Annotated in this window: 26 protein-coding genes; 18 read left to right on the plus strand and 8 right to left on the minus strand. The window is 70.1% G+C overall.

The annotated features are described in order from the left end of the window. The coding region (locus ACFE7H_RS02895) for a nucleoside hydrolase (RefSeq protein ID WP_375399707.1) at window positions 1–557 on the minus strand (557 nt) is incomplete at its 3' end. A 186-nt stretch (window positions 558–743) separates the two neighbouring features. On the opposite strand from ACFE7H_RS02895, the gene ACFE7H_RS02900 reads away from it, so the two are divergent. The 7 genes from ACFE7H_RS02900 to ACFE7H_RS02930 all read left to right on the plus strand — a co-directional run bounded on the left by ACFE7H_RS02900 (window position 744) and on the right by ACFE7H_RS02930 (window position 7,670). Beyond that, window positions 744–2,039, plus strand: coding sequence for a thymidine phosphorylase (locus ACFE7H_RS02900; protein ID WP_375399708.1), 1,296 nt, complete (start codon window positions 744–746; stop codon window positions 2,037–2,039). Between the two features lie 158 nt (window positions 2,040–2,197). Further along, window positions 2,198–3,307, plus strand: coding sequence for an adenosine deaminase (locus ACFE7H_RS02905; protein ID WP_375399709.1), 1,110 nt, complete (start codon window positions 2,198–2,200; stop codon window positions 3,305–3,307). A gap of 7 nt (window positions 3,308–3,314) precedes the next feature. Next, complete coding sequence (locus ACFE7H_RS02910) at window positions 3,315–3,593, plus strand: PTS sugar transporter subunit IIB (protein ID WP_375399710.1); 279 nt, start codon at window positions 3,315–3,317, stop codon at window positions 3,591–3,593. A 135-nt stretch (window positions 3,594–3,728) separates the two neighbouring features. Then, on the plus strand, window positions 3,729–5,072 hold the full coding sequence (locus ACFE7H_RS02915) for a protein kinase (protein WP_375399711.1): 1,344 nt from the start codon (window positions 3,729–3,731) through the stop codon (window positions 5,070–5,072). A gap of 129 nt (window positions 5,073–5,201) precedes the next feature. Further along, window positions 5,202–6,671: a protein kinase gene (locus ACFE7H_RS02920; RefSeq protein WP_375399712.1), complete on the plus strand. Its 1,470-nt coding sequence runs from the start codon at window positions 5,202–5,204 to the stop codon at window positions 6,669–6,671. 146 nt (window positions 6,672–6,817) lie between these two features. Continuing rightward, window positions 6,818–6,982, plus strand: a complete 165-nt coding sequence (locus tag ACFE7H_RS02925; protein ID WP_375399713.1) for a hypothetical protein — start codon at window positions 6,818–6,820, stop codon at window positions 6,980–6,982. Between the two features lie 34 nt (window positions 6,983–7,016). Continuing rightward, complete coding sequence (locus tag ACFE7H_RS02930) at window positions 7,017–7,670, plus strand: uracil-DNA glycosylase (protein WP_375399714.1); 654 nt, start codon at window positions 7,017–7,019, stop codon at window positions 7,668–7,670. 50 nt (window positions 7,671–7,720) lie between these two features. Here ACFE7H_RS02930 and ACFE7H_RS02935 read toward each other — a convergent pair whose 3' ends face one another. Beyond that, window positions 7,721–9,394, minus strand: a complete 1,674-nt coding sequence (locus tag ACFE7H_RS02935; RefSeq protein ID WP_375399715.1) for a phospho-sugar mutase — start codon at window positions 9,392–9,394, stop codon at window positions 7,721–7,723. Then, on the minus strand, window positions 9,391–10,218 hold the full coding sequence (locus ACFE7H_RS02940; RefSeq protein WP_375399716.1) for a purine-nucleoside phosphorylase: 828 nt from the start codon (window positions 10,216–10,218) through the stop codon (window positions 9,391–9,393). The genes ACFE7H_RS02935 and ACFE7H_RS02940 overlap by 4 nt, the downstream gene beginning before the upstream one ends. An 88-nt stretch (window positions 10,219–10,306) precedes the next feature. On the opposite strand from ACFE7H_RS02940, the gene ACFE7H_RS02945 reads away from it, so the two are divergent. From ACFE7H_RS02945 to ACFE7H_RS02985, 9 genes are all read left to right on the plus strand, one after another. Beyond that, window positions 10,307–11,698 (plus strand): DUF222 domain-containing protein, encoded by a 1,392-nt coding sequence (locus ACFE7H_RS02945; protein ID WP_375399717.1) that lies wholly within the window; start codon window positions 10,307–10,309, stop codon window positions 11,696–11,698. Between the two features lie 164 nt (window positions 11,699–11,862). Then, window positions 11,863–12,129, plus strand: a complete 267-nt coding sequence (locus ACFE7H_RS02950) for a GlsB/YeaQ/YmgE family stress response membrane protein (protein WP_375399718.1) — start codon at window positions 11,863–11,865, stop codon at window positions 12,127–12,129. A gap of 105 nt (window positions 12,130–12,234) precedes the next feature. Further along, on the plus strand, window positions 12,235–12,987 hold the full coding sequence (locus ACFE7H_RS02955) for a hypothetical protein (protein ID WP_375399719.1): 753 nt from the start codon (window positions 12,235–12,237) through the stop codon (window positions 12,985–12,987). 48 nt (window positions 12,988–13,035) lie between these two features. Further along, complete coding sequence (locus ACFE7H_RS02960; protein ID WP_375399720.1) at window positions 13,036–13,746, plus strand: hypothetical protein; 711 nt, start codon at window positions 13,036–13,038, stop codon at window positions 13,744–13,746. 69 nt (window positions 13,747–13,815) lie between these two features. Next, window positions 13,816–14,673: a DUF2382 domain-containing protein gene (locus ACFE7H_RS02965; RefSeq protein WP_375399721.1), complete on the plus strand. Its 858-nt coding sequence runs from the start codon at window positions 13,816–13,818 to the stop codon at window positions 14,671–14,673. Between the two features lie 128 nt (window positions 14,674–14,801). Continuing rightward, entirely contained in the window at window positions 14,802–15,224 is a 423-nt protein-coding gene (locus ACFE7H_RS02970) for a DUF2382 domain-containing protein (RefSeq protein WP_375399722.1), read from the plus strand. An 8-nt stretch (window positions 15,225–15,232) separates the two neighbouring features. Further along, entirely contained in the window at window positions 15,233–15,730 is a 498-nt protein-coding gene (locus ACFE7H_RS02975) for a PRC-barrel domain-containing protein (protein WP_375399723.1), read from the plus strand. Between the two features lie 10 nt (window positions 15,731–15,740). Further along, a complete protein-coding gene (locus tag ACFE7H_RS02980; RefSeq protein ID WP_375399724.1) occupies window positions 15,741–16,766 on the plus strand; it encodes an AraC family transcriptional regulator in 1,026 nt (341 codons plus the stop codon). 30 nt (window positions 16,767–16,796) lie between these two features. Continuing rightward, a complete protein-coding gene (locus ACFE7H_RS02985) occupies window positions 16,797–18,233 on the plus strand; it encodes an NAD(P)H-quinone dehydrogenase (protein ID WP_375399725.1) in 1,437 nt (478 codons plus the stop codon). 77 nt (window positions 18,234–18,310) lie between these two features. Here ACFE7H_RS02985 and ACFE7H_RS02990 read toward each other — a convergent pair whose 3' ends face one another. The 5 genes from ACFE7H_RS02990 to ACFE7H_RS03010 are packed head-to-tail and all read right to left on the minus strand — an operon-like array spanning window position 18,311 to window position 24,696. Continuing rightward, a complete protein-coding gene (locus ACFE7H_RS02990; RefSeq protein ID WP_375399726.1) occupies window positions 18,311–19,132 on the minus strand; it encodes an aldo/keto reductase in 822 nt (273 codons plus the stop codon). Between the two features lie 55 nt (window positions 19,133–19,187). After that, a complete protein-coding gene (locus ACFE7H_RS02995) occupies window positions 19,188–20,684 on the minus strand; it encodes an APC family permease (protein ID WP_375399727.1) in 1,497 nt (498 codons plus the stop codon). Window positions 20,685–20,713: 29 nt separating this feature from the next. Beyond that, window positions 20,714–21,961: a D-arabinono-1,4-lactone oxidase gene (locus ACFE7H_RS03000; protein ID WP_375399728.1), complete on the minus strand. Its 1,248-nt coding sequence runs from the start codon at window positions 21,959–21,961 to the stop codon at window positions 20,714–20,716. 21 nt (window positions 21,962–21,982) lie between these two features. Further along, the gene (locus ACFE7H_RS03005) at window positions 21,983–22,942 is read right to left on the minus strand and encodes a dihydrodipicolinate synthase family protein (protein WP_375399729.1); all 960 of its coding nucleotides are present in this window, start codon (window positions 22,940–22,942) and stop codon (window positions 21,983–21,985) included. Next, complete coding sequence (locus tag ACFE7H_RS03010) at window positions 22,939–24,696, minus strand: dihydroxy-acid dehydratase (protein WP_375399730.1); 1,758 nt, start codon at window positions 24,694–24,696, stop codon at window positions 22,939–22,941. Before ACFE7H_RS03010 ends, ACFE7H_RS03005 begins: the two co-directional genes overlap by 4 nt. A 142-nt stretch (window positions 24,697–24,838) precedes the next feature. Here ACFE7H_RS03010 and ACFE7H_RS03015 point away from each other — a divergent pair, with 142 nt between their 5' ends. Further along, window positions 24,839–26,368: an aldehyde dehydrogenase family protein gene (locus ACFE7H_RS03015; protein WP_375399731.1), complete on the plus strand. Its 1,530-nt coding sequence runs from the start codon at window positions 24,839–24,841 to the stop codon at window positions 26,366–26,368. Window positions 26,369–26,445: 77 nt separating this feature from the next. After that, complete coding sequence (locus ACFE7H_RS03020) at window positions 26,446–26,790, plus strand: cupin domain-containing protein (protein ID WP_375399732.1); 345 nt, start codon at window positions 26,446–26,448, stop codon at window positions 26,788–26,790. The last annotated feature ends 179 nt before the right edge of the window (window positions 26,791–26,969 follow it).

Raw genomic sequence — 26,969 nt, forward strand, 5'->3', positions numbered from 1 at the left:
GTGAGCGGCCACGACTCGTTGAAGACGATGTGCGCCGCCTCCGGGTCGATCATGATGTTGAACTCGGAGGTCGCGCTCCAGTTGCCGCCCCCGAACCCGCCGCCCATCAGCACGACCTCCTTCACGAGCGCGGCGATCCGCGGCTCCTGGCGCACGGCCAGGGCGATGTTGGTCAGGGCCGCCGTCGGCACGAGGGTGATGGTTCGCGGCGGCGCGGCGAGCACCGTGTCGATGATCAGGTCGACGGCGTGGCGGGGGTCGAGCTCGAAGGTCGCCTCAGGCAGGTGCGGCCCGTCGAGCCCGCTCTCGCCGTGGATCGAGTCGGCCGTCTCAGCCGTCCGGACGAGCGGCCGGTGCGCTCCGCGCGCGAACGGCACCCCCGTGATGCCGGCGACGGCCGCGACGGCGAGCGCGTTGCGCGTCGTCTTCTCGACGGTCTGGTTGCCGAAGACGGTCGTCACTGCGACGAGCTCGACGCGGGGATCGCCATGCGCGAGCAGAAGGGCGAGGGCGTCGTCGTGTCCCGGGTCGCAGTCGAGGATGATGCGGGTGGCCACCGTGTGAGGCTAGGTGGAGGGATGCGCCCGGCGCTCGGCGGCCGGCGTCGTACTCGTCGGCAGCCCTCCTCGTGCGCGAAGTATTCAGGCCATATCGAGATCCCTGCCCGATTCCGGCCCGATTCCGCCTTCGTTTCTCGAGAACGCCTGAATTCCTCGGCGTGCGCCGTCGATAGCGTTGCCCGGGTGACCGAACCCTTCGACGCCGTCGACCTGATCGTGCGCAAGCGGGACGGCGGCGCACTGGAGACCGACCAGATCGCCTGGCTCGTCGACGCCTTCACCCGGGGCGCCGTGGCCGACGAGCAGATGAGCGCCTGGGCGATGGCGGTGCTGCTGCGCGGGATGGACCGCCGCGAGATCCGCGACCTGACCCTGGCGATGATCGACAGCGGCGAGCGGATGTCGTTCGCAGGCCTCGGCCGGCCGACCGTCGACAAGCACTCCACGGGCGGCGTCGGCGACAAGATCACGCTGCCGCTCGCTCCGCTGGTCGCTTCGTTCGGCGTCGCGGTGCCGCAGCTGTCGGGCCGGGGCCTCGGCCACACCGGCGGCACGCTCGACAAGCTGGAGGCGATTCCCGGCTGGCGGGCCGACCTGACGCCCGACGCGATGCGGGACCAGCTGCGCGAGATCGGCGCGGTGATCTGCGCTGCCGGCGCCGGGCTGGCGCCCGCCGACAAGCGGCTCTACGCGTTGCGGGACATCACAGGCACGGTCGAATCGATCCCGCTCATCGCTTCCAGCATCATGTCCAAGAAGATCGCGGAGGGTACCGGCGCCCTGCTGCTGGACGTCAAGTTCGGCTCCGGAGCGTTCATGCAGCGTTTCGAACAGGCGGAGGAGCTGGCCCGCACCATGGTCGACCTGGGCACCGACGCCGGCGTCATGACGGTCGCCCTGCTCACCGGCATGTCGGTACCGCTCGGGCTGGCGGTCGGCAACGCCGTGGAGGTGACGGAGAGTGTCGAGGTGCTGGCCGGCGGCGGCCCCTCCGACGTCGTCGAGCTGACCGTCGCGATCGCCCGGGAGATGCTCGCCCTGGCCGGGCTGCCGGACGCCGATCCTGAGGCGGCGCTGGCCGACGGCCGTGCGATGGATACCTGGCGGCGCATGATCGCCGCGCAGGGCGGGGACCCGGACGCGCCCCTGCCGGCGCCGGCCGAGACCGAGGTCGTGCGGGCGGCGGCCGATGGCGTGCTGGTGGGCGTAGAGGCGAAGGCCGTCGGAGTCGCGTCATGGCGACTCGGCGCCGGGCGCGCGCGGCAGGGGGAGCCGGTGCAGGCCGCGGCCGGCATCCTGCTGCATGCCAAGCCGGGCGACACGGTGCGGGCCGGGCAGGTGCTCGCGACGCTGCAGACCGACGAGGCCGCTCGTATCCCTCGCGCCCTCGCGGCACTGCAGGGCGCGCACCGGATGGCACCGCCAGGCACGGCCTACACGCCGGAACCGCTCATCGCGGCCCGCATCCCCGCCGTCTGACGCCGCCATTCCGGGTAGCCCGACAGCAGGACCAGGTCCCGATCGCAGGCTGCTGGTCGACCAGGAACCTGTTGTCGGGACCCTGTCCTGCTGTTGTGCTCCGAGGTCGAAGAGGTTGAGGCGGGTGAGGGAGGGGGTGCGGGCGGTAGCCTCGCTGCATGGCCGGGGCGTGGATGCTGTGGGGGGACCTGGATGCCGCGAGCCTGCCCAAGGTGTCGCTGCACGATCACCTGGACGGCGCGCTGCGGCCGCGGACGATCGTCGAGCTGGCCGCCGAATCCGGCTTCCCGCTGCCCGCGACGGGTGAGAGCGCGCTGGCCGACTGGTTCCACGAGAGCGCCGACTCCGGGTCCCTGGTCGACTACCTGGCGACCTTCGCCGTCACGCTCGGCGTCATGCAGACCGCCCCGCAGCTGGAGCGCGTCGCCCGCGAGTACGTGGAGGATCTGGTCGCCGACGGCGTGGTGTACGGCGAGGTTCGATGGGCGCCCGAGCAGCACGGCGGCGCGGGCCTGACTCCCGAGCAGGCCGTGGAGGCGGTGCAGGCCGGCCTGGAGCAGGGTATGGCGGCCGCCGCCGCGACCGGACACGCGATCCGCGTCGGCCAACTCGTGTCCGCGATGCGGCACCAGCACGGCGGACTGGCCGCCGCCGAGCTCGCCGTCGCCCACCGCGACCGAGGCGTGGTCGGCTTTGACATCGCCGGCCCGGAGGCGGGCTTCCCGCCCTCCCAGCACCGCGTCGCGTTCGACTATCTGGCCGAACAGGCCATGCCGGTGACCGTGCACGCCGGCGAGGCCGACGGGCTCGCGTCCATCCGCAGCGCGCTGCTCGACGGCCGCGCTCTGCGGCTGGGGCACGGCGTCCGCATCGCGGAGGACCTGGACGTGCAGCGCGAGGACGCCGAGGGCAGCACGGTCACGATCGGCCCGCTTGCCCGCTGGGTGCGCGACCGGCGCATCGCGCTGGAACTCAGTCCGCAGTCCAACCTGCAGACCGGAGCGATCGCCGAGTGGGGTAGCGCGCTGGCCGACCACCCCTTCGACCTGCTGTACCAGCTCGGCTTCCACGTCACCGTCAACACCGACAACCGGCTGATGAGCGACACGTCGCTGTCCAAGGAACTCACCCTGCTGGCGGACGAGTTCGAGTACGACCTGGACGACCTGCTCACCTTCCAGCTGAACGCCGCGGAGGCGGCGTTCCTGCCGTTGGAGGAGCGCGAGGAGCTGCGCGACCGGCTCACCCGCGCCTACGACGGCCTCTGACACCGACGTGGTCGTCAACATCGTGGCGCTGTGCGGAGCCGGAGTCGGCACCAGCGAGGTGCTGCGCGTCACCGCTCGGCGGGCGCTCGACCGGCTGGGCATCGAGGCCGACCTGCACGCGACGGACGTCGCCCATGTCGCCACCGACGCCGCCGACGCCCAGGTGATCCTGGTCACCCCGGAGCACGCGGACGCCGCCGGCGGCACCTATGCCGAGGTGATCGTCGTGACCAACATCCTGGACATCGACGAGCTGACCGAGAAGCTGGGCGCAGCCCTGCAGTAGTGCCGCCCTGCTTATTGGCTTCGGCGGCTTCGCCGCAACCCCGTGCGGCGGGTGCCCGCCGTGGGCCATCATGCTGCGTGGAGCGCACCCACCCTGCTCCCGTGCCGATCTCCCGTGCCGAGCAGAAGGAGCGCCGTGGCCGACGACGACTCCGAACCACTCGGCGAGCAGGGCCGGTACCGGCTGGGCGAGCCGCTGGGCCGCGGCGGCACGTCCACGGTGTACCGCGCCCGCGACCTGGTGCTGGACCGCGACGTCGCCATCAAGGTCTTCTCGGCCCGCGCCTCCTCTCCGGACGACGTGCGCGCTCAGGAGGCGGAGGCCCGGCTGCTCGCGTCGTTCGCCCACCACAACCTGGTCACCCTGCTCGACGCCGGCGTCGACACCGGCGAGGGCGGCGACCAGCAGGTCTATCTGGTGATGGAGCTCGTGGAGGGGCAGGATCTGCGCACCCGCCTGCGCCACGGCAGGCTGCCGCTGGCCGACGTGGCCCACCTCGGCTTCGACCTGGCCACCGCGCTCGAGTACGTGCACGACCGCGGGGTCACCCACCGCGACATGAAGCCCTCGAACGTGCTGCTCGTCGACCACGGCGCCGACCAACGGCCGCGCGTGAAGCTGGCCGACTTCGGCGTCGCGACCTTCGAGGGCCGCGGCGACGACGACGGCGAGTTCGTCACCGGCACGGCCGCGTACCTCAGCCCCGAGCAGGTGGACGGCGAGGATGCGCAGCCCGCCTCCGACGTCTACTCCCTGGGCCTCGTCCTGATCGAGGCGCTCACCGGCGTGCCCGCGTATCCCGGCGCGGTGGTGGAGTCGGCGTTCGCGCGCCTGGAGCACGATCCCGATCTGCCCGACGGCCTGCCGCTGCAGTGGCGGGCGATCCTGACCGGCATGACCGCGCGCGACATGGCCGCCCGGCCGACCGCGGGCGAGGCGGCGCTCGCGTTCCGGCAGATCATCGTCGAGGACAAGGGGCGGGGCGGGGACGACGACGCCCGCGATGTCGCGGCACGCCAGCACAATCTGATCGGCGCAGCACCCGATGAGGTGTTCGACCGGATCGCCTCGCTGGGGGTGCGCATGCTGGGCCTGACCACCTGTGTGATCTCGGTGGTCGAGGACGATCGCATCCGCTTCCAGCGTCACGACGAGGGCGAGGGCGCCCGGGTGGGCGAGTTGTCGGCGGGGGATCACGTCGCCGGTCTGCACACCCGGCCCGTGTTCGTGGGCGACCTGGCCGTCGGCACGGCGTCGTCGGTCGATCCCGTGCTGGCTGCGGATGCGGTGCGCTGCGCGGCCGTCGCTCCGCTGATCACCGAGCAGGGCTACACGGTCGGCGCGGTCTGCGTCGCGGGCCCCGAGCCGCGTCGGTTCACCGACGACGACCGGCTGACCGTGCTCGATCTGGCCGGCATGGTCGTGCACGAGATGGAGATCCGGCTGGCTGTGCGCCGGATCGCCTTCCCCATCCCCTGAGCACTCGGTGTGCGCTGAGCAGTGGCGTTCGGACTGCGGGACCGCCCCAATAGACTCCGGTCCTGTGACCTCCGGCCGTGCCAGTGCACTTCCACGAGCGGCCGGCCCCAGGTGGGCGGGCGAGCTGGGATGAGCGAGCAGGCTGGGATGAGCGAGCATGGTGCGGTGAGCGACCAGGCCGACCAGACGGCCGGGTTTCCCGTGCGCCGGTCCGGCAGTGCGCCGGGGTTCGCCGATCGCCAGGCCGCTCAGGCGGGCGGATTCCCCGACCGGTACATCCGGGGCGACGTGCTCGGCCACGGTACCGACTCCGTCGTCTACCAGGCGAGGGATCGACTGCTCGGGCGCGACGTGGCGCTGAAGGTGTTCCGCATCGCCGCCGACGACCCGGACGCGCTCACGGCGCAGCAGGACGAGGCCCGGCTGCTGGCGTCCCTCGCGCATCACGGCCTCGTGACCCTGCTGGACGCGGGCGTCGACCTGGACGACGACGGGCTGCCGCATCTGCACCTGGTCACCGACCTGGTGCAGGGCAGCACGCTGCGCGATCGCATCCGGGCGACGCCGCTGACGGAGCGTCAGGTCGCCTACCTGGGCTTCGATCTGTCGGAGGCGCTTGAGTACGTGCACGCGCACGGCGTGACGCACAGCGACGTCACGCCGACGAACGTGCTCGTGCTGGCGCAGGGCGGGTCGGACGACCGCCTGCGCGCGCGTCTGACCGACTTCGGCGTCGCCCAGCTGGTCGGCCGGGTGCGCACCGCGGTCAGCTCCACCGGCGGGGGCGCCTATCGCAGCCCCGAGCAGATCCGCGGGCAGCCGATCGGCCCGCCGAGCGACGTCTACTCCCTGGGTCTCGTGCTGCTGGAGGCACTCACCGGCCAACGGGTGTTCACGGGCGGCGACGACCGTCGTCCCTTCTCCGGTCCCGCGATCCCGGAGTCGACCGGTCCGGCGCTGCGGCAGGCGCTGCTGCGCATGACGGCGGAGGACCCGGGCGGTCGACCCACCTCGCGCGAACTCGTGCCGCTCTTCCAGGCGCTCGTCGTCGACGACCACGGTCGGCACCGGGGCCGTCCGCGCCGGGACGAGTCACAGTCGGGCGACGAGCAGGCTCGGCTCGCCGCCCTGCATCGCTACGACCTGCTGGATACGCCACCGGAGGGCGCGTTCGACCGCATCACGAGTCTGGCGGCGCGGGTGCTCGGCACGGCGATCTCGACCGTCAGCATCGTGGACCGGGAGCGCATCTGGTTCAAGTCCCATCACGGCATCGACGGCAACCAGGTCGCTCGCGAGCCCGGGCTGTGCGCGGCCGTGGTGGCGACCGGCGAGACGATCGTCGTCCCCGATGCCCTCGCCCACCCCGATGCGGCGCGGAACGGTCTGATCGCCGGTGACACCGCGCTGCGGTCGTACGCGGGTGTGCCGCTGATCAGCGCCGACGGTCACGTCCTCGGCGCGCTCAGCGTCGCCGACTACACGCCCCGGCAGTTCACGGAGGAGCAGCTCGGCATCCTCGCCGACCTCGGTGCCATGGTCACCCACGAGATGGAGATGCGGCTCGCCACTCGCCGCGCCGTGCTGCGGCACGACTGAGTGCTGGGCGCTGCCGTCCTTCGTTCTTTCTTCGGTCTGCCGTCCTCCGTTACTCATCTGGTCTGCCGGCGGAACCACCCGTGGTTTCCACCCGTGGTTCCGCCCGCGCACGGAGAGTTGTCAGGCGGACGGAGGGACCCTTGTGCATGGATCCGCAGGCGCGCGTGCTCGACTGCCCGCTCTGCGGGACCCCGATCCTGCTGCTGCGGGACGACGCGATCGCCGACTGCCCCATGTGCAGTGCCGTTGGCGTTCCGCTGCCGGGCGTGCTCGACCCGGTCACACCGATCTCGGTCGGCCGCCGGCACTGACGACCGCCGCCGGGCCAGGAACGAAGGCGGAGCGATGACGGGATCGCCGGGGTCGCTGCAGCGCTTCCACCGGCTGCTTGACGCGATCGAAACCCCGGCGGATGCGGAGTTCCTGTACGACCGGACGACGCCGGCCGGTGCGCTTCGCGCCGCGAACCTGGACCGCTACCTCGCCCTGATGCAGGCGGATCCGCCGCCGGCGATCCTGGTGGCCGAGGCACCCGGATATCGCGGCGCGACCGTCACCGGGGTGCCGTTCATGAGCGCGCGCGAGCTGACCGCCCGGCCCGGGCTGATCACGGGGGAGGCGCAGGGTGACGGGTTCGCCGCGCCGGCGGACCCGGCGGCCGGCTGGGAGCTGTCCGCCTCGATCGTCTGGAAGGCCCTGGCGTCCTGGTCCCGGCCGGCGCCGATGGCCTGGCCGGTCTACCCGAACCATCCGTTCCGTGCGGGCGACCGGGCCACGAACAGGGCCCCGCGCCCGGCGGAGGTGCGAGCCGGCGCCCCGATCGTCCTGGAGCTGATTCAGGCGCTGGGCATCCGGACCGTCTTGGCGGTCGGCCGCAAGGCGCAGGGCGCGCTCGCCGGTGCGGGCCTCGACTCGGTCGCGATCCGCCATCCCGCCCAGGGCGGAGCAGCGATCTTCACCCGCCAGTTGGCGGAGCAGCGCACCCTCCTCCGCCGCTGATCCCGCCCGCCCGCGCGTCCCGCGGTCGAACGTCGCGGAGCGGGCTGCCGCTAGCCGGCCAGCAGGCGGCGGACGTCGGCGGCAAGGGTCCGGAGGCGGGCTGCGGCGCCGACGTGGGGGTCGGGGTCGCCGCGGATGACCAGGTCGAGGTAGGCCTTGACCTTCGGCTCGGTGCCGCTCGGGCGGATCACGACCCGCGCCTCCTGTTCCAGGTGCAGCCGCAGGCCGTCGGTGGGCGGCAGCGGTCCTCCGGCAGCGAGGTCGTCGATGCCGAGCACCGCGAGGCCGCCCAGGCGGGTGGGCGGAGTCGCGCGCAGCGCCGCCATCGTGCGTTCGATCGCGGCGGGGTCCAGGGCGCGGATCGACACCTGGTCGGAGGCGAAGTGGCCGATCGCCGCGTCGATCTCGAGCAATCGGTCGGTCAGGGTGCGGCCACGAGCGCGCAGCGCGATCGCTTCGGCGAGCACGGCGACCGCGGCCGAGAGGCCGTCCTTGTCCCGGATGCTCCCCGGGTTCACGAGGTAGCCGAGGGCCTCCTCGAAGCCGAAGACCAGACCCGGGACGCGCGAGATCCACTTGAATCCCGTCAGGGTCTCGGCCGAGGGCAGGGCGAAGTGCTCAGCGATGGCCGCCAGTCCCGGCGTCGAGACGACGGAGGTCGCCAGCACGCCGGCTGCGCCGCCGGCGGATGCAGCGCGCGACGCCGTGGACCAGGCCAGCAGCAGGCCCACCTCGTTGCCGGTCAGCCGCCGCCAGCCGGCCTGCTCCGGTACCGCGACCGCCAGCCGATCGGCGTCCGGGTCGTTGGCGATCAGCAGGTCGGCGTCCACCTCGGCCGCCCGGGCGAGCGCCAGGTCCAGCGCGCCCGGCTCCTCGGGATTGGGGAACGCGACGGTCGGGAAGTCGGGATCCGGCTGCGCCTGCTGCGGCACGATCTCGGGAGTCGGCAGACCGGCGGTGGCCGCGACGGCGAGCATCGTCGCCAGGCCCACGCCGTGCATCGGCGTGTACACCCAGCGCAGCGGAGGGGCGGCCGGGTCGTCTCCGGTGCCACTGTCGGAGGGTGCGGCGCCCGCTGCTCGGGCGACGCCCGCGGCCGCGGCGATGTACCGCTCGACCAGATCCCCTCCGGCGACGGTCACCTGGTCCGAGCGGGGCGGCAGCACGCCACCGGCGACGACCTGATCGATCGCGGCGAGCACCTGCTCGTCCGCCGGCGGTACCAGTTGCGAGCCTTCATCCGGCCCGCCGAGGTACAGCTTGTAGCCGTTGTCCGCCGCCGGATTGTGCGAAGCGGTGATCATCACCCCCGCATCGACGCCCAGATCGCGCACGGCGAACGCGAGCACGGGCGTCGGCATCGCGCGCGGGAGCAGGGTGACCGCGATTCCGGCCGCCGCGAGCACCTGCGCCGCGTCCCGGGCGAAGATCGCGGAGTTGTGCCGCGCGTCGTAGCCGACCACCGCGGTCGGAGCGTCGGTGCGGCCGAGCAGGAACCGGGCGAGGCCGGCCGAGGTTTGGGCGACCACCACCCGGTTCATCCGGTTCGGTCCGGCGCCGAGTGCGCCGCGCAGGCCGGCCGTGCCGAATCGCAGCCGGGCGCCGAACCGGTCCGCGAGGCCCGCGTCGTCGCCGAGGTCGAGCAGATGCTGCACCTCCGCCCGGGTCGCCTCGTCCGGATCGATCGCCGCCCAGGCTCGGGCCGCCTCGGCGGCGGACGTCACGCGGTGACCGCGCGCACGATGCCGGCGAGCAGCGCCGCGAGGCGCGGCTCCGCCTCGCGCCCGGCGGCCAGCACCTCCGCGTGGCTGAGCGGGCTCTGCTGGATGCCGGCGGCCAGGTTGGTGATCAGTGACAGCCCGAGCACCTGCATGCCCGCCTCCCGCGCGGCGATGGCCTCGAGCGCGGTGGACATGCCGACGATGTCGCCGCCGAGGCGCTCCGCCATACGCACCTCCGCGGGGGTCTCGTAGTGCGGGCCGCGGAACTGCGTGTAGACGCCCTCGTCCAGCGTCGGATCGACCGTGCGGGCGATGGTGCGCAGGCGAGCGGAGTAGAGGTCGGTCAGGTCGACGAAGGTCGCGCCCTCCAGCGGCGACGCGGCCGTCAAGTTGATGTGGTCGCTGATCAGCACCGGCTGCCCGGGCGTCCAGCTGCGCCGGATGCCGCCGGCGCCGTTCGTCAGCACCATGACCCGTGCGCCGACCGCCGCGGCGGTGCGCACGCTGTGCACGACTCGGCGGACGCCGAGGTTCTCGTAGAAGTGGGTGCGCGCGCCGATGACCAGGGCGTGGGAGCCGGATTCGAGCGCGATCGAGGTCAGCTCGCCGCTGTGGCCGGGCACGCCCGACGCCCGGAAGCCCGGGACATCCGCGGCCGGCACCCGCGCGACGATCTCGCCGAGGGCGTCCGTGGCTCGACCCCATCCGCTGCCGAGGGTGAGCGCGATGTCGTGCGTCTGAACGCCGCTCCGCTCCCGCAGCACCGCCGCGGCGGCCGCCGCCACCGCGCGAGGATCGGTGGCCGGGTCGTCCAGGTCCGGGGTCATCCTGCAAGCCTATGGACGATGCCGATGTGGTTTCGCTTGGGAACGTGTGTTCTATACTTATCTGCTCCTTTGTGGTATAGTATCGAACGTGCAAGAACGGCCTGGGGCGGATGACTCGTCCGACGACGGATCGGGCGACTCCGCTTCGGCGCTGCCGGATTTCGCTAGTTTGGATGCGCGTGAGGCGTTGTTCACGTCGGCGTTGGAGCAGGCGGATCGGGTGGTGAACACCGCGGAGGCGATGCGGCTGCAGGTGATGCTGGCCGGGTTCGACGCCATGCTCATCGAGGAGCAAGCCGAGACCGGGCGGGCCTTGCGGCCGGATGATGCCGCCGTGCGGGCGTTCTGCCTGCACCAGGCCAACGTGCTGCGCGTCTCCCGGCAGACGGTCGAGCGGCGCATCGATGACGGTCGGACCGCGCGGGAGAAGCTCCCCACCACGTGGGCGGTGTTCCTCGAAGGACTCGCCTCCGAAGAAGCCGTGCGGGCCGCGGCCCGCCAGACCATCGGACTGAAGGCGGGAGCGCTCACCGAGTTCGATGCCAAGGCCGCGGACCTCGTCCAGACCGTCAAGGCGGCGGTGGTCGAGAAGCGTCTCGGGCTACTCCGTGACCGACTCGACCCCAACGGGGCGATCGAACGCCACGAACGGGCAGCGACCCGCCGGTGGGTCAGCGCCAGACTCGACAGTGACGGGATGGCGGTCCTTGAAGTGCACTCCACCGCGATTGACATCGCCGCCATGTACGACGGGATCCGACAAGCCGCCATCGACCTGCACGGGCGGGACGGGGAACACCGCACCCTCGGCCAATTGATGGCCGACGTGGCTACCGATGTGGTCCTGCACGGCCTGGCAGTCCCCGCAGCCGAGATGGACGACCCCGCCTACCCGATGGAACGCATCGGATCGTTGAGAGCACCGCACCGGAAGGCAGTGCAGGCCACCGTCCTGGTCGTAGTCCCCGCCGACACGGCGACGGGTGCCCGGAATGCACCCGCAGAGCTCGCCGGGATGGGCGCGATCGACGCGGAGACCGCCAGACAGGTCATCGGACACACCAAGACCTGGACCCGCGTTGCTGTCGACCCCATCGACGACAGCATCTTGGGTATCGATTCGCACGACCGGTACATCCCGGCGGGGTTGAAGAAACTCCTCCACCTCCGCACACCGTCCTGCGTGGGCGATGACTGCGGACTCCCCGCCCACCGGGCGGACATAGACCACATCACCCGGGTCGAACACGACGGACGGACCCGGCACGACAACCTGCAAGTCCTCTGCCGCAAGAGTCACCAGATGAAGGACGAGGGCTACTTCGACGTCCAGACCCTCCCCGACGGGACCATCCACTGGCACGACAAATGGGGCGGCAACCGGATCACCCGACCAGCCCTCACCGTGAGAACACCATCACCGGTGGAACTTTTCGACGACCCACCCTTCTCCCGAGAACGCCGACAAGCGGTCGGCTAGACCGTTCGCGCAAACTCAGGAGACGGTCAGCTTCTGTGAGGTGATCTCCCGGGTGAAACCGACCTGATAGGTAACGCCGAAAACGGCATCGGGGCGATGTGCGCTGCGCGGCGTCCTGCTATCTGGACAGACGTTCGGGGCATCTGAACAGAAAGGGATCATCCATGAGCTTCATCGGTTTCATCCTGCTCGGGCTCATCGCCGGCGCGATCGCCAAACTGATCATCCCAGGCAGGCAGGGCGGCGGCTGGCTCTCCACCCTGATCCTCGGCGTGATCGGTGCGCTGCTCGGTGGCTGGCTGGGCGGCCTGATCTTCCACGTGGACTACGCCGGCTTCTTCTCGCTGCAGAGCTGGATCATCGCGATCGTCGGGTCGATCATCGTGATCTTGATCTGGCAGGCGATCACCCGCCGCCGCACCGCGGCGTAACACCGCTCCGACAACTCGACCGAGCGGCTTGCGGGCCGCCGAACGACTTCGCGCCCGGATCAAGCGGGCCGCACCGAGACCATCTGAACCGTTCAAGGAGCCCTCATGCCTGCATTTCTGACCACCGGACTCGCGATCGTCATCGCGTTCGTCCCCAAGCTGCTGCTGGCCCTCGTGATCTTGATCGTCGGGCTCATCGTCGCCCGAGTCATCTCGCGGGCCCTCGCGAAGCTGCTGGAGCGCGTCGGGTTCGACCGGCTGGTGGAGCGCGGCGGCATCGCCAAGGCACTCGCCGGGTCGAAGCTCGACCCCAGCGACATCATCGCGAAGATCCTCTACTACGGCCTGGTGCTGTTCGTGCTGCAGTTCGCGTTCGGAGTCTTCGGACCCAACCCGATCAGCACCCTCCTCGGCACGATCATCGCCTTCCTGCCCAAGGTGATCGTGGCGATCATCATCGTGATCATCGCCGCGGCCATCGCGACCGCCGCCAAGACGCTGATCCAGGGCACGCTCGGCGGGCTCTCCTACGGCAAGGTGCTGGCCAACGCCGCCAGCATCTTCATCATCTTCCTGGGCGTCATCGCGGCGCTGAATCAAGTCGACATCGCCGTGACGGTCACCACGCCGATCCTGATCGCGATTCTCGCGACCGTCGGCGGCGTCATCGTCGTCGGGGCCGGCGGTGGACTGATCAAGCCGATGCAGCAGCGGTGGGAGACCTACCTCTCCCGGGCCGAGGCTGAGGCACCCAGGGCGAAGTCGGCGGCGCAGAGCGCGCCGTCGATCGCCGAGCAGGCCGCCGAAGCCAAGAACCGGGCGCAGAGCGCTGCCGGCTCGTCTCCCTCGCAGAACTGACTCGGCGTCGCACGTACTCGCGAGACATCGACCGGAATGGAGGAGAGCATGACCGATCCAGATGCATCCCGAAGTGACGGCTCGTCCCGAGACGATGCCGCCCGCGCCGTTACGCCGGACCGGACCGCCGAAGTCGCACCGAGTACCACTCCCACCGCGACAGGCGCCGGCCGGACCGCGGCGGCTCCGCAGTACGGCGAGCGGACGGATCGCACTGCCACGCTGCAGCGGGAGAAGGCGGAATTCGGCGGAATGCGGTTCTTCCTCGCCTTCTTCGGCTGGCTGACCGCCACCGGTGCCGTCGTGCTGATGAGCGCGATCGTGGCGGGAATCCTCGCCGCCCTCGGTGTGCCGAATTCTGCGTCGAAGACCGCCGGCAACACCGCTGCGGTACAGACCGCCGGCGTGCTGGGGTTCGTGGTGCTCGCTGTCCTGCTGTTCGTCGGCTACTACATCGGCGGCTACGTCGCCGGTCGAATGGCCCGGTTCAGCGGACTGAAGCAGGGCCTGGCCGTCTGGCTGTGGGCCGTCATCATCGCCGTCCTGGTCGCCGCCGCCGGCGCCGTCGCCAGCACCAGCGTCGGCGCGTTCAGCCAGCTGAACACCGCCGGACTGCCGATCAGCGGCTCCCTCGCAACGAGCGCCGGGATCATCGCCCTCGTCGTCGCCATCGTCTTCAGCCTGGTGGGCGCACTGCTCGGCGGCCTCGGCGGGATGCGCTTCCACCGCAAGGTCGACCGGTTCGCCGGCAACGCCTGACCGTCCCGCCCACCAGACGCCGCACGCCTCCATCCCTGTCCATCCATCCCAACCAGTAAGGAACGAACCATGACGATCGACAGCTCCAGCATCAACGACCTCGCCAAGGCCAAGGTCATCGACTCCGCCGGCGACAAGGTCGGCACCGTCGGCCAGGTCTACGTCGACGAGAACGACGGCCACCCCCTGTTCGCCACCGTGCACACCGGACTGTTCGGCACTTCGGAGTCGTTCGTCCCGCTCGACAACGGCACCTTCGACGGGGAGACCCTGCACGTCGGCTACACCAAGGCGATCATCAAGGACGCCCCGAACATCGCGGACGACGGCGCGCTCGACGACGCCGAGCAGGACCGCATCTTCGACTACTACAACGGTGCGTCCACCTCGGGCTCCGCGTCGGACGCCACCTTCAGCGGATCGACCGAGACCACGACCGCCGACACCTCGACGTCGGGCTACACGACCAGCGGCAGCACCGACACCACCGGGCGCGTCGACAGCAGCGACACCGGCTACGACACCTCCGGCCCCACCACGGACGACGCGGTGACCCGCTCCGAGGAGCGCCTGAACGTGGGCGTGCAGAACGTGCAGACCGGGCGTGCCCGCCTGCGCAAGCACATCGTCACCGAGCAGCAGACGGTCACCGTGCCGGTCAGCCACGACGAGGTGCACCTTGAGCGCGAGCCGATCACCGACGCGAACGCCGGCGCCGCCTACGACGGTCCCGCCATCAGCGAGGAGGAGCACGAGGTCGTCCTGACCGAGGAGCGCCCCGTCGTTGCGAAGGAGACCGTCCCCGTGGAGCGCGTGCGCCTCGAGAAGGAGACCGTCACCGAGAACCAGCAGGTGACCGACGAGGTCCGCAAGGAGCAGATCGACTTCGACGGCGCCGACAGCGCCGACGGTACGCCGAAGCACTGAGTTGATCGTCCGGCCGCCGCTCGGCGGTCGGAGTCGTGGGCAGTCCGGCCGGCCGAACAGGTCGGCCGGACTCCCGACCCTGCGCACCACCCGTCAGCCGCATTTCTGACGGCATCGGAGGAATCACCATGACCGACGACACGGCCGCACAGGACGACGCGATCGTGATGGTCCGCGCGGAGGAACGCCTCCGGACCCACACTCGGCGGGTGCCGGCGCGGATCGCGCGGCTGGAGAAGTACATCGTGACCGAGCAGCGCACGATCACCGTCGACGTCCGCCACGAGGAGGTCCGCCTGGTCTACGACGACCTCCGTGGGGATCAGATTCGCGGGGGTCGGCAGATTCAGAGCGACACGGACGAGATGGGCGGTGCGACCCGCCCGCTGCCGGAGTTCGTGCTGTCGGAGGAGCAGATCCAGGTGCGCACCGTGACGGTTCCGGTGGAACGGGTGCGCCTCGTGATCGACACCGTCACCGAGCAGCGCGAGGTCGCCGACACCGTCCGCTCGGAACGGATCGTCGCCGAGCAGACGACGCTCGCGGACTGAGCCGCACGATGATCACCAACGCCGATGCCGATGCCCTGGTCGGGGTGCAGGTGATCGATCGGAACGGCGACCGCCTGGGCACCGTCGCCCAGGTCTACCTCTCCGAGGACGGTGCGCAGCCGCTGTTCGTCACGGTGCATGCCGGCCGCGACGGTGCCCAGGAATCGTTCGTGCCACTGCAGTCGGCCGACCTGCGCGATGGCACATTGCAGGTCGGCTACGACCGGGACACGATCGCCGCCGCGCCGGAGCTCGACGCTGATGGCTCGATGACGGACGACGAGCAGGGCACGATCTTCGACTACTACGACGGCAGCGCCGGTGGCGAACCCTCCGGGACGGACGGTACGCCGGCCGGCCTCGCCGACACTCCGGAGGAACGGACCGTGGTGGTTCCGGAAGCGGGGTCGGACCAGCAGCCCGACAGCCGCGTGGAGACCAAGACCGAGGGTGACGACGCGGATCAGCTCGGCGGTGAGTCGCCGGTCGGTAGGGACGACTCCTAGGGTTCAGGGGATGGTCGACAGCCTGCTCCGCCTGCGCTACTCCGCGTCCGACCCGGTCGCGGCCACAGCGGCGACCCGTGCGGTCTTCGGCTCGGCCGAGGTGACCTGCGGCGCGGGTGAGTTGTCCTGGGAGCAGGTCTCGCTCGTCGACGACGCGATGACCGTGACGACGATCCGCTCGGCGGGCGGCCGGGTGCGGGTGCGCATCCGGGAAGCGGCCGAACTGCTCGTCGTCCTGGTGCGCGGCGGCAGTGCTCGCCTGCGCTACGACGAGTACACCGCCGTGCTCCAGCCGGACGAACTCGGCCTGGTGCCCATCGGTGTCACCGCGGAGTTGCAGTGGGACGGGGTGGAGCTGGACGTGTTCTCGATCACGCCCGCGCCGCTGGCCCGGCTGCTCGGTGTTCCCCGCGCCGCCGTCCACCTGCACGCGCCGCGCATCGAGCCCCGCTCGCCGGCGCTCGCCGACTACTTCCGGCGGGTCGCCGACCTGCTGGTCAGCGGCGTGTTCGCCACGCCGGAGGTCTATGCCATGGACCTCACCAGAACGCACACGATCGACATGCTCACCTCGATCATCGTCGAGGCGTTCGAGTTGACCAACGCCTCCGAGGACCCCGTGGACCGCGACCTGGTCGTGACCCGTCGGGCGGTCGCCGAGATGCGCGCGCACCTGGCGGAGCCGATCGCTATCCCCGATATCGCGCAGGCGGCCGGCGTCTCGCTGCGCGGGCTGCAGACCATCTTCGAACGCGAACTGGGCGTCTCGCCGATGCTGCACCTGCGGCAGCTGCGCATGGAGGCCGCCCGCTCGGCGCTGATGGCGGAGGCGGAGCACGGCACCACGGTCGCCGAGATCGCCCGCCGCTTCGGCTACTCCAACAGCGGGCGCTTCTCCACCCACTACCGCAACGAGTTCGGGGAATCGCCCGCCGCCACGCTGCAGCACATCCGCAGCGGCCGGCTGGATCCCTCCATCGGCGGCGAGACGGCGGACGGAGCGGCCGCAGAGTCCGAAGTGGTGCAGCCGCAGTAGCAGCGCCATCCGTCAGGGAGAATCGACTGCGTGGCATATGAGTTCGAGCGCAAGCAGCGCATCGCGGTGCTGGGCGGTGGCCCCGGCGGGTACGAGGCGGCGCTCGCCGGCGCGCAGCTGGGGGCCGAGGTCACGGTCGTGGAGCGGGTCGGGGTCGGCGGCTCCGCGGTCATCACCGACGTGGTTCCCTCCAAGACGCTGATCGCCACCGCGGAGGCGGCGGGCGCGATCGCCAGCGCCGGCGAACTGGGTGTGCAGTTCTCGCTGAAGAACAGCGCGGGGCGGCAGGCGCGCCCGGACGTGGCGGTCAACCTGCAGGCCGTCAACCAGCGCCTGCGCGCCCTGGCCCGGCAGCAGTCCGAGGACATGAAGGCGAACCTGCTGCGGGTCGGGGTCCGCGTCCTTACCGGCGACGGGCGGCTCGACGGCGAGAACCGCGTCGTCGTCTCCGCGGGTCACGGCGCCCGCAAGCACGACTTCGACGAGATCGAGGCGGACACCATCGTCGTCGCGGTCGGCGCCAGCCCCCGCCGGCTGCCCACCGCCCAGCCCGACGGCGAGCGCATCCTCACCTGGACCCAGCTCTATGAGCTGGACGATGTGCCGGAGCACATCATCGTGGTCGGCTCCGGCGTGACCGGCGCGGAGTTCGCCTCCGCCTACTCGCAGCTGGGCAGCCAGGTGACGCTCGTCTCCAGTCGCGAGCAGGTGCTGCCCGGCGAGGACGCCGACGCCGCCGCCCTGCTCGAGACCGTCTTCATCCGCGGCGGCATGCAGGTGCTGTCCAAGAGCCGCGCGATGAAGGTGGAGCGCGACGGCGACGAGGTGGTCGTCACGTTGGGCGACGGTGCGCAGGTGCGCGGCAGCCACTGCCTGATGGCGGTCGGCTCGGTGCCGAACACGGTCGGCATCGGGCTGGCGGAGGCGGGCGTGCAGCTGAGCGAATCCGGGCACATCCGCGTGAACCGCGTCGCCCGCACCTCCGTCCCCTCCATCTATGCGGCGGGGGACTGCACCACGTTCCTGCCGCTGGCGTCGGTGGCCTCGATGCAGGGACGCACGGCCGTCTTCCACGCGATGGGCGACGCGGTGACGCCCACGGAGCTGCGCAACGTCACCTCGAACATCTTCACCCAGCCGGAGATCGCGACGGTCGGCTGGTCGCAGAAGCAGATCGAGGACGGCATCGCGCAGGGCGAGATCTACAAGCTGCCCATCGCCTCCAACCCGCGCGCGAAGATGCAGGGCCTGAAAGAGGGCTTCGTCAAGCTGTTCGCCCGCACCGGCTCCGGCACGGTGATCGGCGGCGTCATCGTCGCTCCCCGCGCCAGCGAGCTGATCCTGCCGATCGCGCTGGCGGTCGAACACCGCCTGACCGTCGACCAGCTGGCGCGGGCCTTCAGCGTCTACCCCTCGCTCTCCGGCGCCATCACCGACGCCGCGCGAGCGATGCACATCGTCAACTGACCTCGGCGGCCGCCCCGCGCCGCACCCTCAGGACGCCTCGCGATCGGCGCCGCGGCAGGGTGCGGGGACGGGGTCGCTCAGAGTCCGCCGGCGTCGAGCCCGTCCAGCGCCTGCATGTCCTCGGCCGAGAGTTCGAAGTCCACGGCCGCGTTCTCGACGATGCGGGCAGGGGTCGTCGATTTGGGCAGCGGCAGCACGTCGCGCTGCAGCAGGTAGCGGATGCTCACCTGCGCCACCGACTTTCCGTATCGGTCGGCGATCTGCGCGATCTCGCGGTTGTCGAGCAGGCCGCCGGTGGCGAGCGGGGAGTATCCCTCCACGAGGATGGCGTGTTCGGCGCAGAAGGCGGTCGTCTCGTCCTGGGTGTTGCCGATGAACCAGCGGATCTGATTCGCGTGCGGCACGACCTCGGTGGCGGCGAGCAGCGACTCCAGGTCGTCGACCGAGAAGTTGCTGACGCCGATGGAGCGCGACTCCCCGCTGCTGTACAGCTCCTCGAAGACCTTCCAGACCTCGATGTTCCCGTCGCGGTGGTCGGAGCCCCGGTCGCTCCACGGCCACGGCGCGTGGATCAGGTACAGGTCGACCGGTCCGAGGTCGAGCGCAGCGGATGAGCGCTGGAACGCGTCGCGGGCGCCGTCGGCGGTCTTCACCTCGGCCGGGCACTTGGTGGTGATGAACAGCTCGTCGCGAGCGACACCGCTGTCGCGAACGGCACGGCCGACGCTCGCCTCGTTCCCGTAGGCGCGGGCGGTGTCGATGTGCCGGTACCCCGCGTCGAGCGCTGCGCGCACGGAGTCGTAGGTCTCCGGCCCGTCGGGGACCTGCCAGGTGCCGAACCCGATCTTCGGGATCCGCACCTCGTTCGCCAGTGTGAACGTGTCGGTGAGCGCTGCCATTGGTGTTCCTTTCACCTGGTCGAAGGTCGAAGCCCGGGCCGAACCCTCGCGGCACTCACTGTTCGCCGATACTCGCGTAGACGGCTGGCCGGCTGCGCCGGTAGCGCATCGCGAGGAAGAAGCCTCCGAACGCGACGACAGCGAGCACGATGTCCGCGCCGATCGCGGCGCCGTCGCTGCCGACCAGCACCTTGAGGTTCAGCGCGGTCAGCACGAACAGGACCAGCAAGGAGATGAAGGCGAGCGAGGGTGCCACTACGGACGACCACACGCCGGGTCTCAGGTCCCTGTGCCGTCGGTAGAACATCACGACACCGAGGCTCGTGGCGATGAGGAGCGGCAGCAGGAAGAAGATCCCCGACCCCGACAGCGCTGCATAGGACGCGACGCCGTCGAGCCGGAAGACGAAGATCAAGGCCAGGACGACCAGGCAGGCGCCGTTGACCGCGAGCACGGCGACCCACGGCGACTCGAGACGCCGGTGCACGAGCGCCAGCTTCGGCGAGAGCACACGGTCGCGTCCGAGCGCGTACAGGTACCGGGACGCGGCCCCCTGAATCGAGTTGATGGCGGCGAGCTGACTCGTGACCAGGATCAGGGCCGTGAGCTTCAGGAAGAAGCCGCCCAGGTAGCCGTCCACGCTGCTGAAGAACGACCCGACCGGATCGGTGAGTGCCGCGTTGACCACCTTGGTCGGTCCCTGCGTGATGATGTACGCCCAGACCCCGAGTGCATAGAAGACGGCCATGAAGGCGATGGAGATGTACGTTGCCCGCCCCACCGCCTTCTCCGGGTTCTTCGTCTCGCTGCGGAAACAGGCGGCCGTCTCGATCCCGATCATGCACAACATCGCGAAGAGCACTCCGACCCCGGGGTTGCCGCTGAGGAACGCCGTCGGTGTGAACGACTCGGTTGAGTACCCCCCCGGACCGCCCTTCGCGAAGACGACTGCTTCCCAGAGCGCGACGACCACCACCTCGACACAGACGAGCGTCCCCAGCACCTTGATCGACAGATCCACGCGCAGCAGCCCGAGGATCGTGACGATCGCGACGAAGACCACGGCCCAGATCTGCCAGGAGAACACTTCACCGCCCGTCAGACGCTTCATGAGGTCGACCATGATCAGCCCCATGTAGGGGAACGACCCGGCTTCGAGCAGGATGTACGCCGCCGTCGCCACGAACGCGCCGGCAAGACCGGGTGCTCGGCCGATACCCGCGACGATGAAGCGGTAGAACGCTCCGGGGTTCCGGATGTAGCGACTCATCGCCACGAACCCGACGCTGAACACGAGCAGGATCAGGCCTGCGATCAGGAAGGCGATCGGCGCCCCGACGCCGCTGCCGAACCCGACGGACAGCTGCGCGAAGCCGGCCATGGTCGCGATCGGGGCGTTGAAGGCCACCACGATCAGGACGAGTGCGGGGACGCCGAGGCGGCGCGGCAAGTCGGCCGGCGCCACCGGGATGTTGACGGTCGCGGGGCCGCTCAGCCCCGCTGCTCTCGACTCGGCCGATGGGCTGGTTTTGGCAGGCGTTTCGTTCGACATTGAAGTACTCCGGTCTCGGTGCGGGTGGGCTAGGCGAACAGGGGGCGGAGGTAGTCGTTCAGGAAGATGCCGTCCGGGTCCAGTTCGCGGCGGATCTCCTTGAACCGCTCGTACTTGGGGAACTGGTCCGTCAGGCGCTGCACCGATGTGTAGTGCAACTTGCCCCAGTGGGGCCGCCCCTCGTAGGCGGTGAAGAGCTCGTCGAACCGCTCGAAGAAGCCGGCCGGCTGGTTGCCCGGCTCGTTGGTCACGGAGATGACGACGGAGGGACGACCGTAGTTCTGGGACAGGAACACGTCGTCGGCGGCGACGAAGCGCAGTTCGATCGGCATGTTCGCCGTCGGGAACTCGGCCAGCATCACCTCGCGCGCCTTCGCATAACACTCCAGCCCACGCTCGACGGGCAGCATGTACTCCATCTCGTAGAACAGCGGCTCCCAGACATCCGGGTAGACGAGGTAGCTGCGGTCCCGCCGCAGGACCTTGCCGTACTCCGCGATCGGTCCGGCATCCACCTCGATGTCGCCCGGCTCGTACAGCTTGATGAAGCAGAGGTCGGACGCGTCGGCGGAGTTCTCGGGCACGATGTCGAAGTTGACCGCGGTCTGGTGCGTCGGGAACCAGAGGAGCGAGAAGTTGCGGTGCCGCTGCGCCAGCGGGAGGCTGTGCGGAAAGACGGCGTCGAACGGCGCGTAGCCGATCCACTCGTTGAGCTCGTACGCGGGCGACAGCGCCAGTTCGATCTCGGTCATCACGCCGAGCATGCCCAATGACACGCGCGCGGCCGCGAGGTAGTCGGGCGTCGTGTCGTCGATCGTGATCACGTCACCCCGGCCGGTGACGATCCGGGCCCGGCTGAGCGCGGAGGAGATGCTCTTCAGACTGAGGCCCGTGCCGTGCGTGCCCGTGCCGATCGCCCCGGCGATTGCTTGACGGTCGATCTCGCCCTGGTTGGTGAGCGACAGTCCGCCGGCCCACAGATCCTCCCCCAGCTCGCGGATCTTGGTACCGGCGTGCACGACGGCCCGGTTGGCTTCGCGGTCGGTGGAGATCACGCCGCGCATCCCGTCGAGGGAGATCAGCACGTCGGACCGGTGCAATGGGCTGCTGGAATGTCCGGTGCCGACGACACGAACGGTCTGCGAGGCCTGCTTGGCCAGATTCACGACCTCGACCACTTCGGCTTCGCTCGCCGGAGTGACGTACTGCGTCTCGAACGCCTCGTTGTTCAGCCAGTTGCTCCACGGCGTCAACCGCGGCATCGTCAGGTTGCTCATGTCGTGTCCTCTGTCTCGGCGCTATCGGCTGGTTGCTGCGGATGACTGTGCGTGCGGAACTGCGAAACGGTCGGGAAGGCCCTGTTCGGACAACGCGGCACGCACGTGCTCGAAGTGCCGGTCGAACAGCTCGATCTCGGCGGGATCGGGCATCAGGTACGGGGACCTGACGGCTCCGGCGTCGATCCCGATTCGCCGGCACCCGACCTTGCAGAACGACATGTAGTTCGAGCTCTCCTCGACGAAGCGAAGGAACGGCCGAAGTGCGCCCCAGATCGGTAGCAGCTCCTGGCTGGACGCTCCAGCGAAGCTGCGCTCGACGAGGTGGGCGATCGGGCCCGGGATGAAGCTGGTGACACCGAACACGCACCCGGTCACGCCGGCCAGCAGGCCCTCCAGCAGCATGGTGTCCGACCCCAGATAGACCTCGAGGCCGTGCTCGGGGCGGGCGGCGAGCAGGTCGTTCAAGAACATGGAGTCGCCCGCACTGTCCTTGACGGCACCCACCGTGGGCAGGGTCGAGAGCTGCATCAGCTGCTCCAGGTCGAGCAGGCCGGCCGGGGGGGTGTTGTAGATCATGACCGGGAGGGTCGTGCTCGCCGTGACCTGGCCGTAGTAGTCGTACCGTTCGCGCCAGTTGATGGCTTCGCCGAACGGCGAGATCACGAGCAGGGCGTCGGCGCCGGCCTGCTGCGCGCGGCGGCTCAGCCACACGGCGTCGCGCGTCGCCAGAGCACCGGTCTGCACGACCACGGTCAGCCGGCCATCGGCGAGTGCGACCACGTGCTCGGCGAGTTCGGCGCGCTCGGCCAGCGAGAGCGACCCGAATTCGCCGGTGCCTCCACCGATCACCAGACCCTTGGCTCCGGCGTCGACCTGATAGTCGATCAACCGGCCGAGCGCGGCGACGTCGATCTCGTCGTCGGCGAGCGGAGTGACGAGCGCGGTCATCAGCCCGCGGGGCCAGGCGAACCCGCTCACAGCGCACTCACCCGTGCCGGCTCGGGCACGTCGCTCGGAACGACCAGGAAGTCGAAATCGCACCCCGTGTTCGCCTGCATCACATGCTCCGCGTAGAGGCGTGCGTAGCCGCGGGCGGGTGTGCTCGGTCCCGGTCGGTCGTCCGCCACGCGACGTCTCGCGGCGAGTTCCTCGTCTGAGACCTGCACGTCGACGCGGCGGGCCGCCACGTCGAGCACGATCACGTCGCCCGACCGGATGAGTCCGAGTGGGCCGCCGACGCTCGACTCCGGGGACACCTGCACGATCGCCGTGCCCTTCACGGTGCCGCCGAGTCGCGAGTCGGTGATGCGGACCATGTCCGAGACGCCGGCAAGCAGCAGCTTCTGCGGAACGGGGATCCGTCCGGACTCGGGCATGCCTGCTCCCCGCGGCCCCTCCCCGCGCAGCACGATGATGTCGTCGGGACGGATGTCGAAGTCCGGGTCGTACAGTCGGGCGTCCAGATCGGCCCGCCCGTCGAACACGACCGCCCGACCGCGGTGCGACAACAGCTCCGGCGAAGCGACACCGGTTCGGATGATCGCTCCGTCCGGCGCGATGTTGCCGAACAGCACCGCGATGCCGCGCGGTTCGGCGACGGGGTCGCGGAGCGAATGCACGACCCGCGGGTCGTCGGTGTGGGCGTGCGCGATCTCGTCGCCGAGCGTGCGTCCGGTCACGGTGGCTGCGTCCAGATGCAGCAGCGGGGACATCGCGTTCAGCAGCGCCGGCACGCCTCCCGCCTCGAAGAAGTCGGTCATGTAGAAGTCGCCGGCGGGGCGCAGGTTCAGGAGCACCGGCGTCTCGGCGGAGAGCTCGTCGAACCTGGACAGCGGCAGGTCGACGCCGAGCCGGCCCGCGATCGCGAGCAGGTGCATGACAGCGGCGCTGGACCCGTCGACGGCCGCGAGGAGGCGGATCGCGTTGTCGAACGCGTCTGCGGTCATGATGTCGGCCGGCCGTCGATCGTCGGCCACCAACTGCATGATGTACTCCCCGACATCGCGGGACATCGCCAACCGGCGCGAGTCCACCGCCGGAATGGCGGCGCTGCCGGCCGGCGCCATTCCCAGCGCCTCGGCCAGGGCCGTCATCGTCGCCGCCGTCCCCATGGTGCTGCAGTGGCCGGGACTGCGCTCCAGCGAGTCCTCCAGCGAGGTGATGTCATGCTCATCGAGTTCCCCGCGGCGCTGGGCGTCGAGGGCTCGGTGGAAGTCGGTGCCGGATCCCACGGGCCGCCCGCGCCAGAACCCGCTCAGGGACGGTCCGCCGGGCAGCACGATCGCGGGCAGGTCGATCGATGCCGCCGCCATCAGCATGGCCGGGACCGTCTCGTCGCAGGCGCCCAGGAACACGATGCCGTCCATGGAGTAAATGCTCGCGGTCTGTTCGATCTCCATCGCGAGCAGGTTGCGATGCATGAACGACGCGCCCATCGGCCGGGTGTTGTCGGCCCCCATCGTCATCGTGTTGAACACGCGGGGCAGGCCGCCTGATTGCAGGATCGACTCCTTGACCGCTCCGACCATGTTGTCGAAGTGCAGGTGGCACCGGGTGAAGTCGCTCGTGTTGTTGCAGATGCCGATGATCGGCTTGGCGTAGTCCTTGGCACGCAGCCCCTGGACCTTCAGCGACGACCGGTTCAGGAACCCGTCGACGCCGGTCGCCTCGGTCCAGTCCTGGCTGCGGCGCCGAGGTTGTCCAGAAGGCCCGGTGAGGGTGTGATCCGGCATCGAACTCCCATCGTTCGCAGCGATCCTCCGACTAATTCTTTCGCTGCAGCGTACTCGGCAGTCCCGGTCGGCAGCGGACGCGGCCCTCATTCCGGTGACGGAGGCCACGCTAAGGTGAGTTCACACATCTTTGAGGAGCCCCATGAGCACCACCTCGGAAGTCGTCACCGCACCGTCCGTCATCCAGGCGGCCAGGGAGCAGTTGCAGCAGCTGCACATCGGACACGTGATCGATGGCAAGCCGGAGCGTTCGACCGCTGCGGCCACGCTGGACGTGGTCGACCCGTCGACGGGCGAGGTGCTCGTTCAGCTGCCCGCGGGATCCGCCCAGGATGTGGACCGGGCGGTGTCGGCGGCACAGCGTGCCTTTCCCGCGTGGAGCGCACTCACGCTCGGTGCTCGGGCGAAGGTGCTCGCCGACGTCGCGGCGATCGTCGACGACCACTTGGACGAACTCGTGGCACTGGAGTCGTTGAACACGGGCAAGCCCCTGCTCGTGTCACGGGACGAGATCCCGCTCGTCGCCGAAGTGTTCCGCTTCATGGGTGGCGCAGCGCGGGCGCTGCAGGCCCCCGCGACGGGCGAGTACACCGCCGGACACGTCTCGATGATCCGTCGCGAACCGCTCGGTGTCGTCGGCGCCGTGACGCCGTGGAACTACCCCCTGCTGACCGCGTCATGGAAGATCGCCGCCGCCCTGGCGATGGGCAACACGATGGTGCTGAAGCCGTCGGAGCTGACGCCCCTGACCACGCTCAGGTTCATGGAACTGGTGTCGGATGTGCTCCCTGCCGGGGTGCTGAACGTCGTGCTCGGCACCGGAGAGGTGGTCGGCAGCGCGCTCTCCAAGCACCCGGACATCGCGGCCGTCTCCCTCACGGGCAGCATCGCGAGCGGGCAGTACGTCGTTCGGGATTCGATCGACACCCTGAAGGTCACGCATCTGGAACTGGGTGGCAAGGCGCCGGTGGTGGTATTCCCGGATGCCGACGTCGACAAGCTCGCGGTGACGCTGCGAGCGGCCGGGTACTGGAACTCGGGCCAGGAGTGCGGCGCTGCGACGAGGGTGCTCTGTCACTCGTCGATCAAGGACCAGCTGGTGGCCAAGCTGGCGACGCAGGCCACCTCCCTGCGAGTCGGCGTCCCGACCGATGGGGACGAGATCGAGTTGGGCCCGCTCATCAGCCGTAGTCAACTCGACCGTGTCGCGGGGATGGTCGATCGCGCCCGCAGCGCCGGCGCGACGATCGCCGTGGGCGGCACGGCGCCCGACTCCGACGGATTCTTCTACGAGCCGACGGTGATCACGGACATCCCGGCCGGCAGCGAGATCACGCGCGACGAGGTGTTCGGTCCGGTCGTGACCGTCGAGACCTTCGACACCGAGTTCGAGGCGATCGGCTCCTCGAACGCCACGACCTACGGCCTGGCCGCATCGGTCTGGACGCAGGACGTCGGTCGGGCGCTCCGCGTGTCCAGTGCGCTCAACTTCGGGACGGTCTGGGTGAACTCCCACCTTGTGCTGGCGACCGAGATGCCGTGGGGCGGCTTCGGCAAGTCCGGGAGCGGCCGCGAGCTCTCCACCTTCGGACTCGAGGACTTCTCGCGGACCAAGCACGTCATGATCTCCACCGGCGCAGAGCTGTCCGGCACGGGGCTGTCCGGCAAGTAACAGGTCTGTCCGGCGAGCAGCAGTCGCCCAGGCGACAGTGCGACCCGACTCCGTACCGATCAACGAAAGGGAAGCCGATGAGCCAGCCGAGTTCCATCCCGCACTTCAACGCGAACACCGTCGAGGGGACTCCGGTGCCGCAGTACGGAGGCACCGAGGCGGTGCTCTACACGTCGCAGGACGGCAAGCGCCTCGCCGGCAGCTTCCGTGAATCGGGGACCCACACGATGGTGATGCCCTTCGACGAGTTCGTCTATCTGATCGGGGGTTCCGTCACCTTGACCGTTGCCGGTGAGGAGCCCCTGGTGCTGTCCGCCGGCGACTGCGCCTACCTCACGGCGGGGCAGGAAGTGACCTGGGAGATGTCGGACGACTTCCACGATGTCACCGTGCTGATCTCGGACACGAAGATCGAGTACTAGCCGCCCGGGCCGTATCGGAGCACCATCAGGTCACGCTCCGACCCGGCCAAGCGTGGCGAGGCGAGGGAGTGCGCACTTCAGCGGCGCGCGTCGACAACCGGCGCGCCCGGCAGTGCGAGCAGCACCCGGTCGCGGTGAGCAGGGTCGTCTGGGCCGCTATCGCCTGCGCGAGCAGCATC

It is taken from the genome of uncultured Amnibacterium sp. (assembly GCF_964250715.1).
In the GTDB taxonomy this organism is placed as follows: Bacteria; Actinomycetota; Actinomycetes; order Actinomycetales; family Microbacteriaceae; genus Amnibacterium.

Bases quoted from the DNA above. Each gene is read 5' to 3' on its own strand.
- ACFE7H_RS02905 (WP_375399709.1), top strand. From the start codon at position 2,198: ATGGCCGGGGCGTGGATGCTGTGGGGGGACCTGGATGCCGCGAGCCTG.
- ACFE7H_RS02920 (WP_375399712.1), top strand. From the start codon at position 5,202: ATGAGCGAGCAGGCTGGGATGAGCGAGCATGGTGCGGTGAGCGACCAG.
- ACFE7H_RS02925 (WP_375399713.1), top strand. From the start codon at position 6,818: ATGGATCCGCAGGCGCGCGTGCTCGACTGCCCGCTCTGCGGGACCCCG.
- ACFE7H_RS02930 (WP_375399714.1), top strand. From the start codon at position 7,017: ATGACGGGATCGCCGGGGTCGCTGCAGCGCTTCCACCGGCTGCTTGAC.
- ACFE7H_RS02940 (WP_375399716.1), bottom strand. From the start codon at position 10,218: ATGACCCCGGACCTGGACGACCCGGCCACCGATCCTCGCGCGGTGGCG.
- ACFE7H_RS02950 (WP_375399718.1), top strand. From the start codon at position 11,863: ATGAGCTTCATCGGTTTCATCCTGCTCGGGCTCATCGCCGGCGCGATC.
- ACFE7H_RS02955 (WP_375399719.1), top strand. From the start codon at position 12,235: ATGCCTGCATTTCTGACCACCGGACTCGCGATCGTCATCGCGTTCGTC.
- ACFE7H_RS02960 (WP_375399720.1), top strand. From the start codon at position 13,036: ATGACCGATCCAGATGCATCCCGAAGTGACGGCTCGTCCCGAGACGAT.
- ACFE7H_RS02965 (WP_375399721.1), top strand. From the start codon at position 13,816: ATGACGATCGACAGCTCCAGCATCAACGACCTCGCCAAGGCCAAGGTC.
- ACFE7H_RS02970 (WP_375399722.1), top strand. From the start codon at position 14,802: ATGACCGACGACACGGCCGCACAGGACGACGCGATCGTGATGGTCCGC.
- ACFE7H_RS02975 (WP_375399723.1), top strand. From the start codon at position 15,233: ATGATCACCAACGCCGATGCCGATGCCCTGGTCGGGGTGCAGGTGATC.
- ACFE7H_RS02980 (WP_375399724.1), top strand. From the start codon at position 15,741: ATGGTCGACAGCCTGCTCCGCCTGCGCTACTCCGCGTCCGACCCGGTC.
- ACFE7H_RS02990 (WP_375399726.1), bottom strand. From the start codon at position 19,132: ATGGCAGCGCTCACCGACACGTTCACACTGGCGAACGAGGTGCGGATC.
- ACFE7H_RS02995 (WP_375399727.1), bottom strand. From the start codon at position 20,684: ATGTCGAACGAAACGCCTGCCAAAACCAGCCCATCGGCCGAGTCGAGA.
- ACFE7H_RS03000 (WP_375399728.1), bottom strand. From the start codon at position 21,961: ATGAGCAACCTGACGATGCCGCGGTTGACGCCGTGGAGCAACTGGCTG.
- ACFE7H_RS03010 (WP_375399730.1), bottom strand. From the start codon at position 24,696: ATGCCGGATCACACCCTCACCGGGCCTTCTGGACAACCTCGGCGCCGC.
- ACFE7H_RS03015 (WP_375399731.1), top strand. From the start codon at position 24,839: ATGAGCACCACCTCGGAAGTCGTCACCGCACCGTCCGTCATCCAGGCG.
- ACFE7H_RS03020 (WP_375399732.1), top strand. From the start codon at position 26,446: ATGAGCCAGCCGAGTTCCATCCCGCACTTCAACGCGAACACCGTCGAG.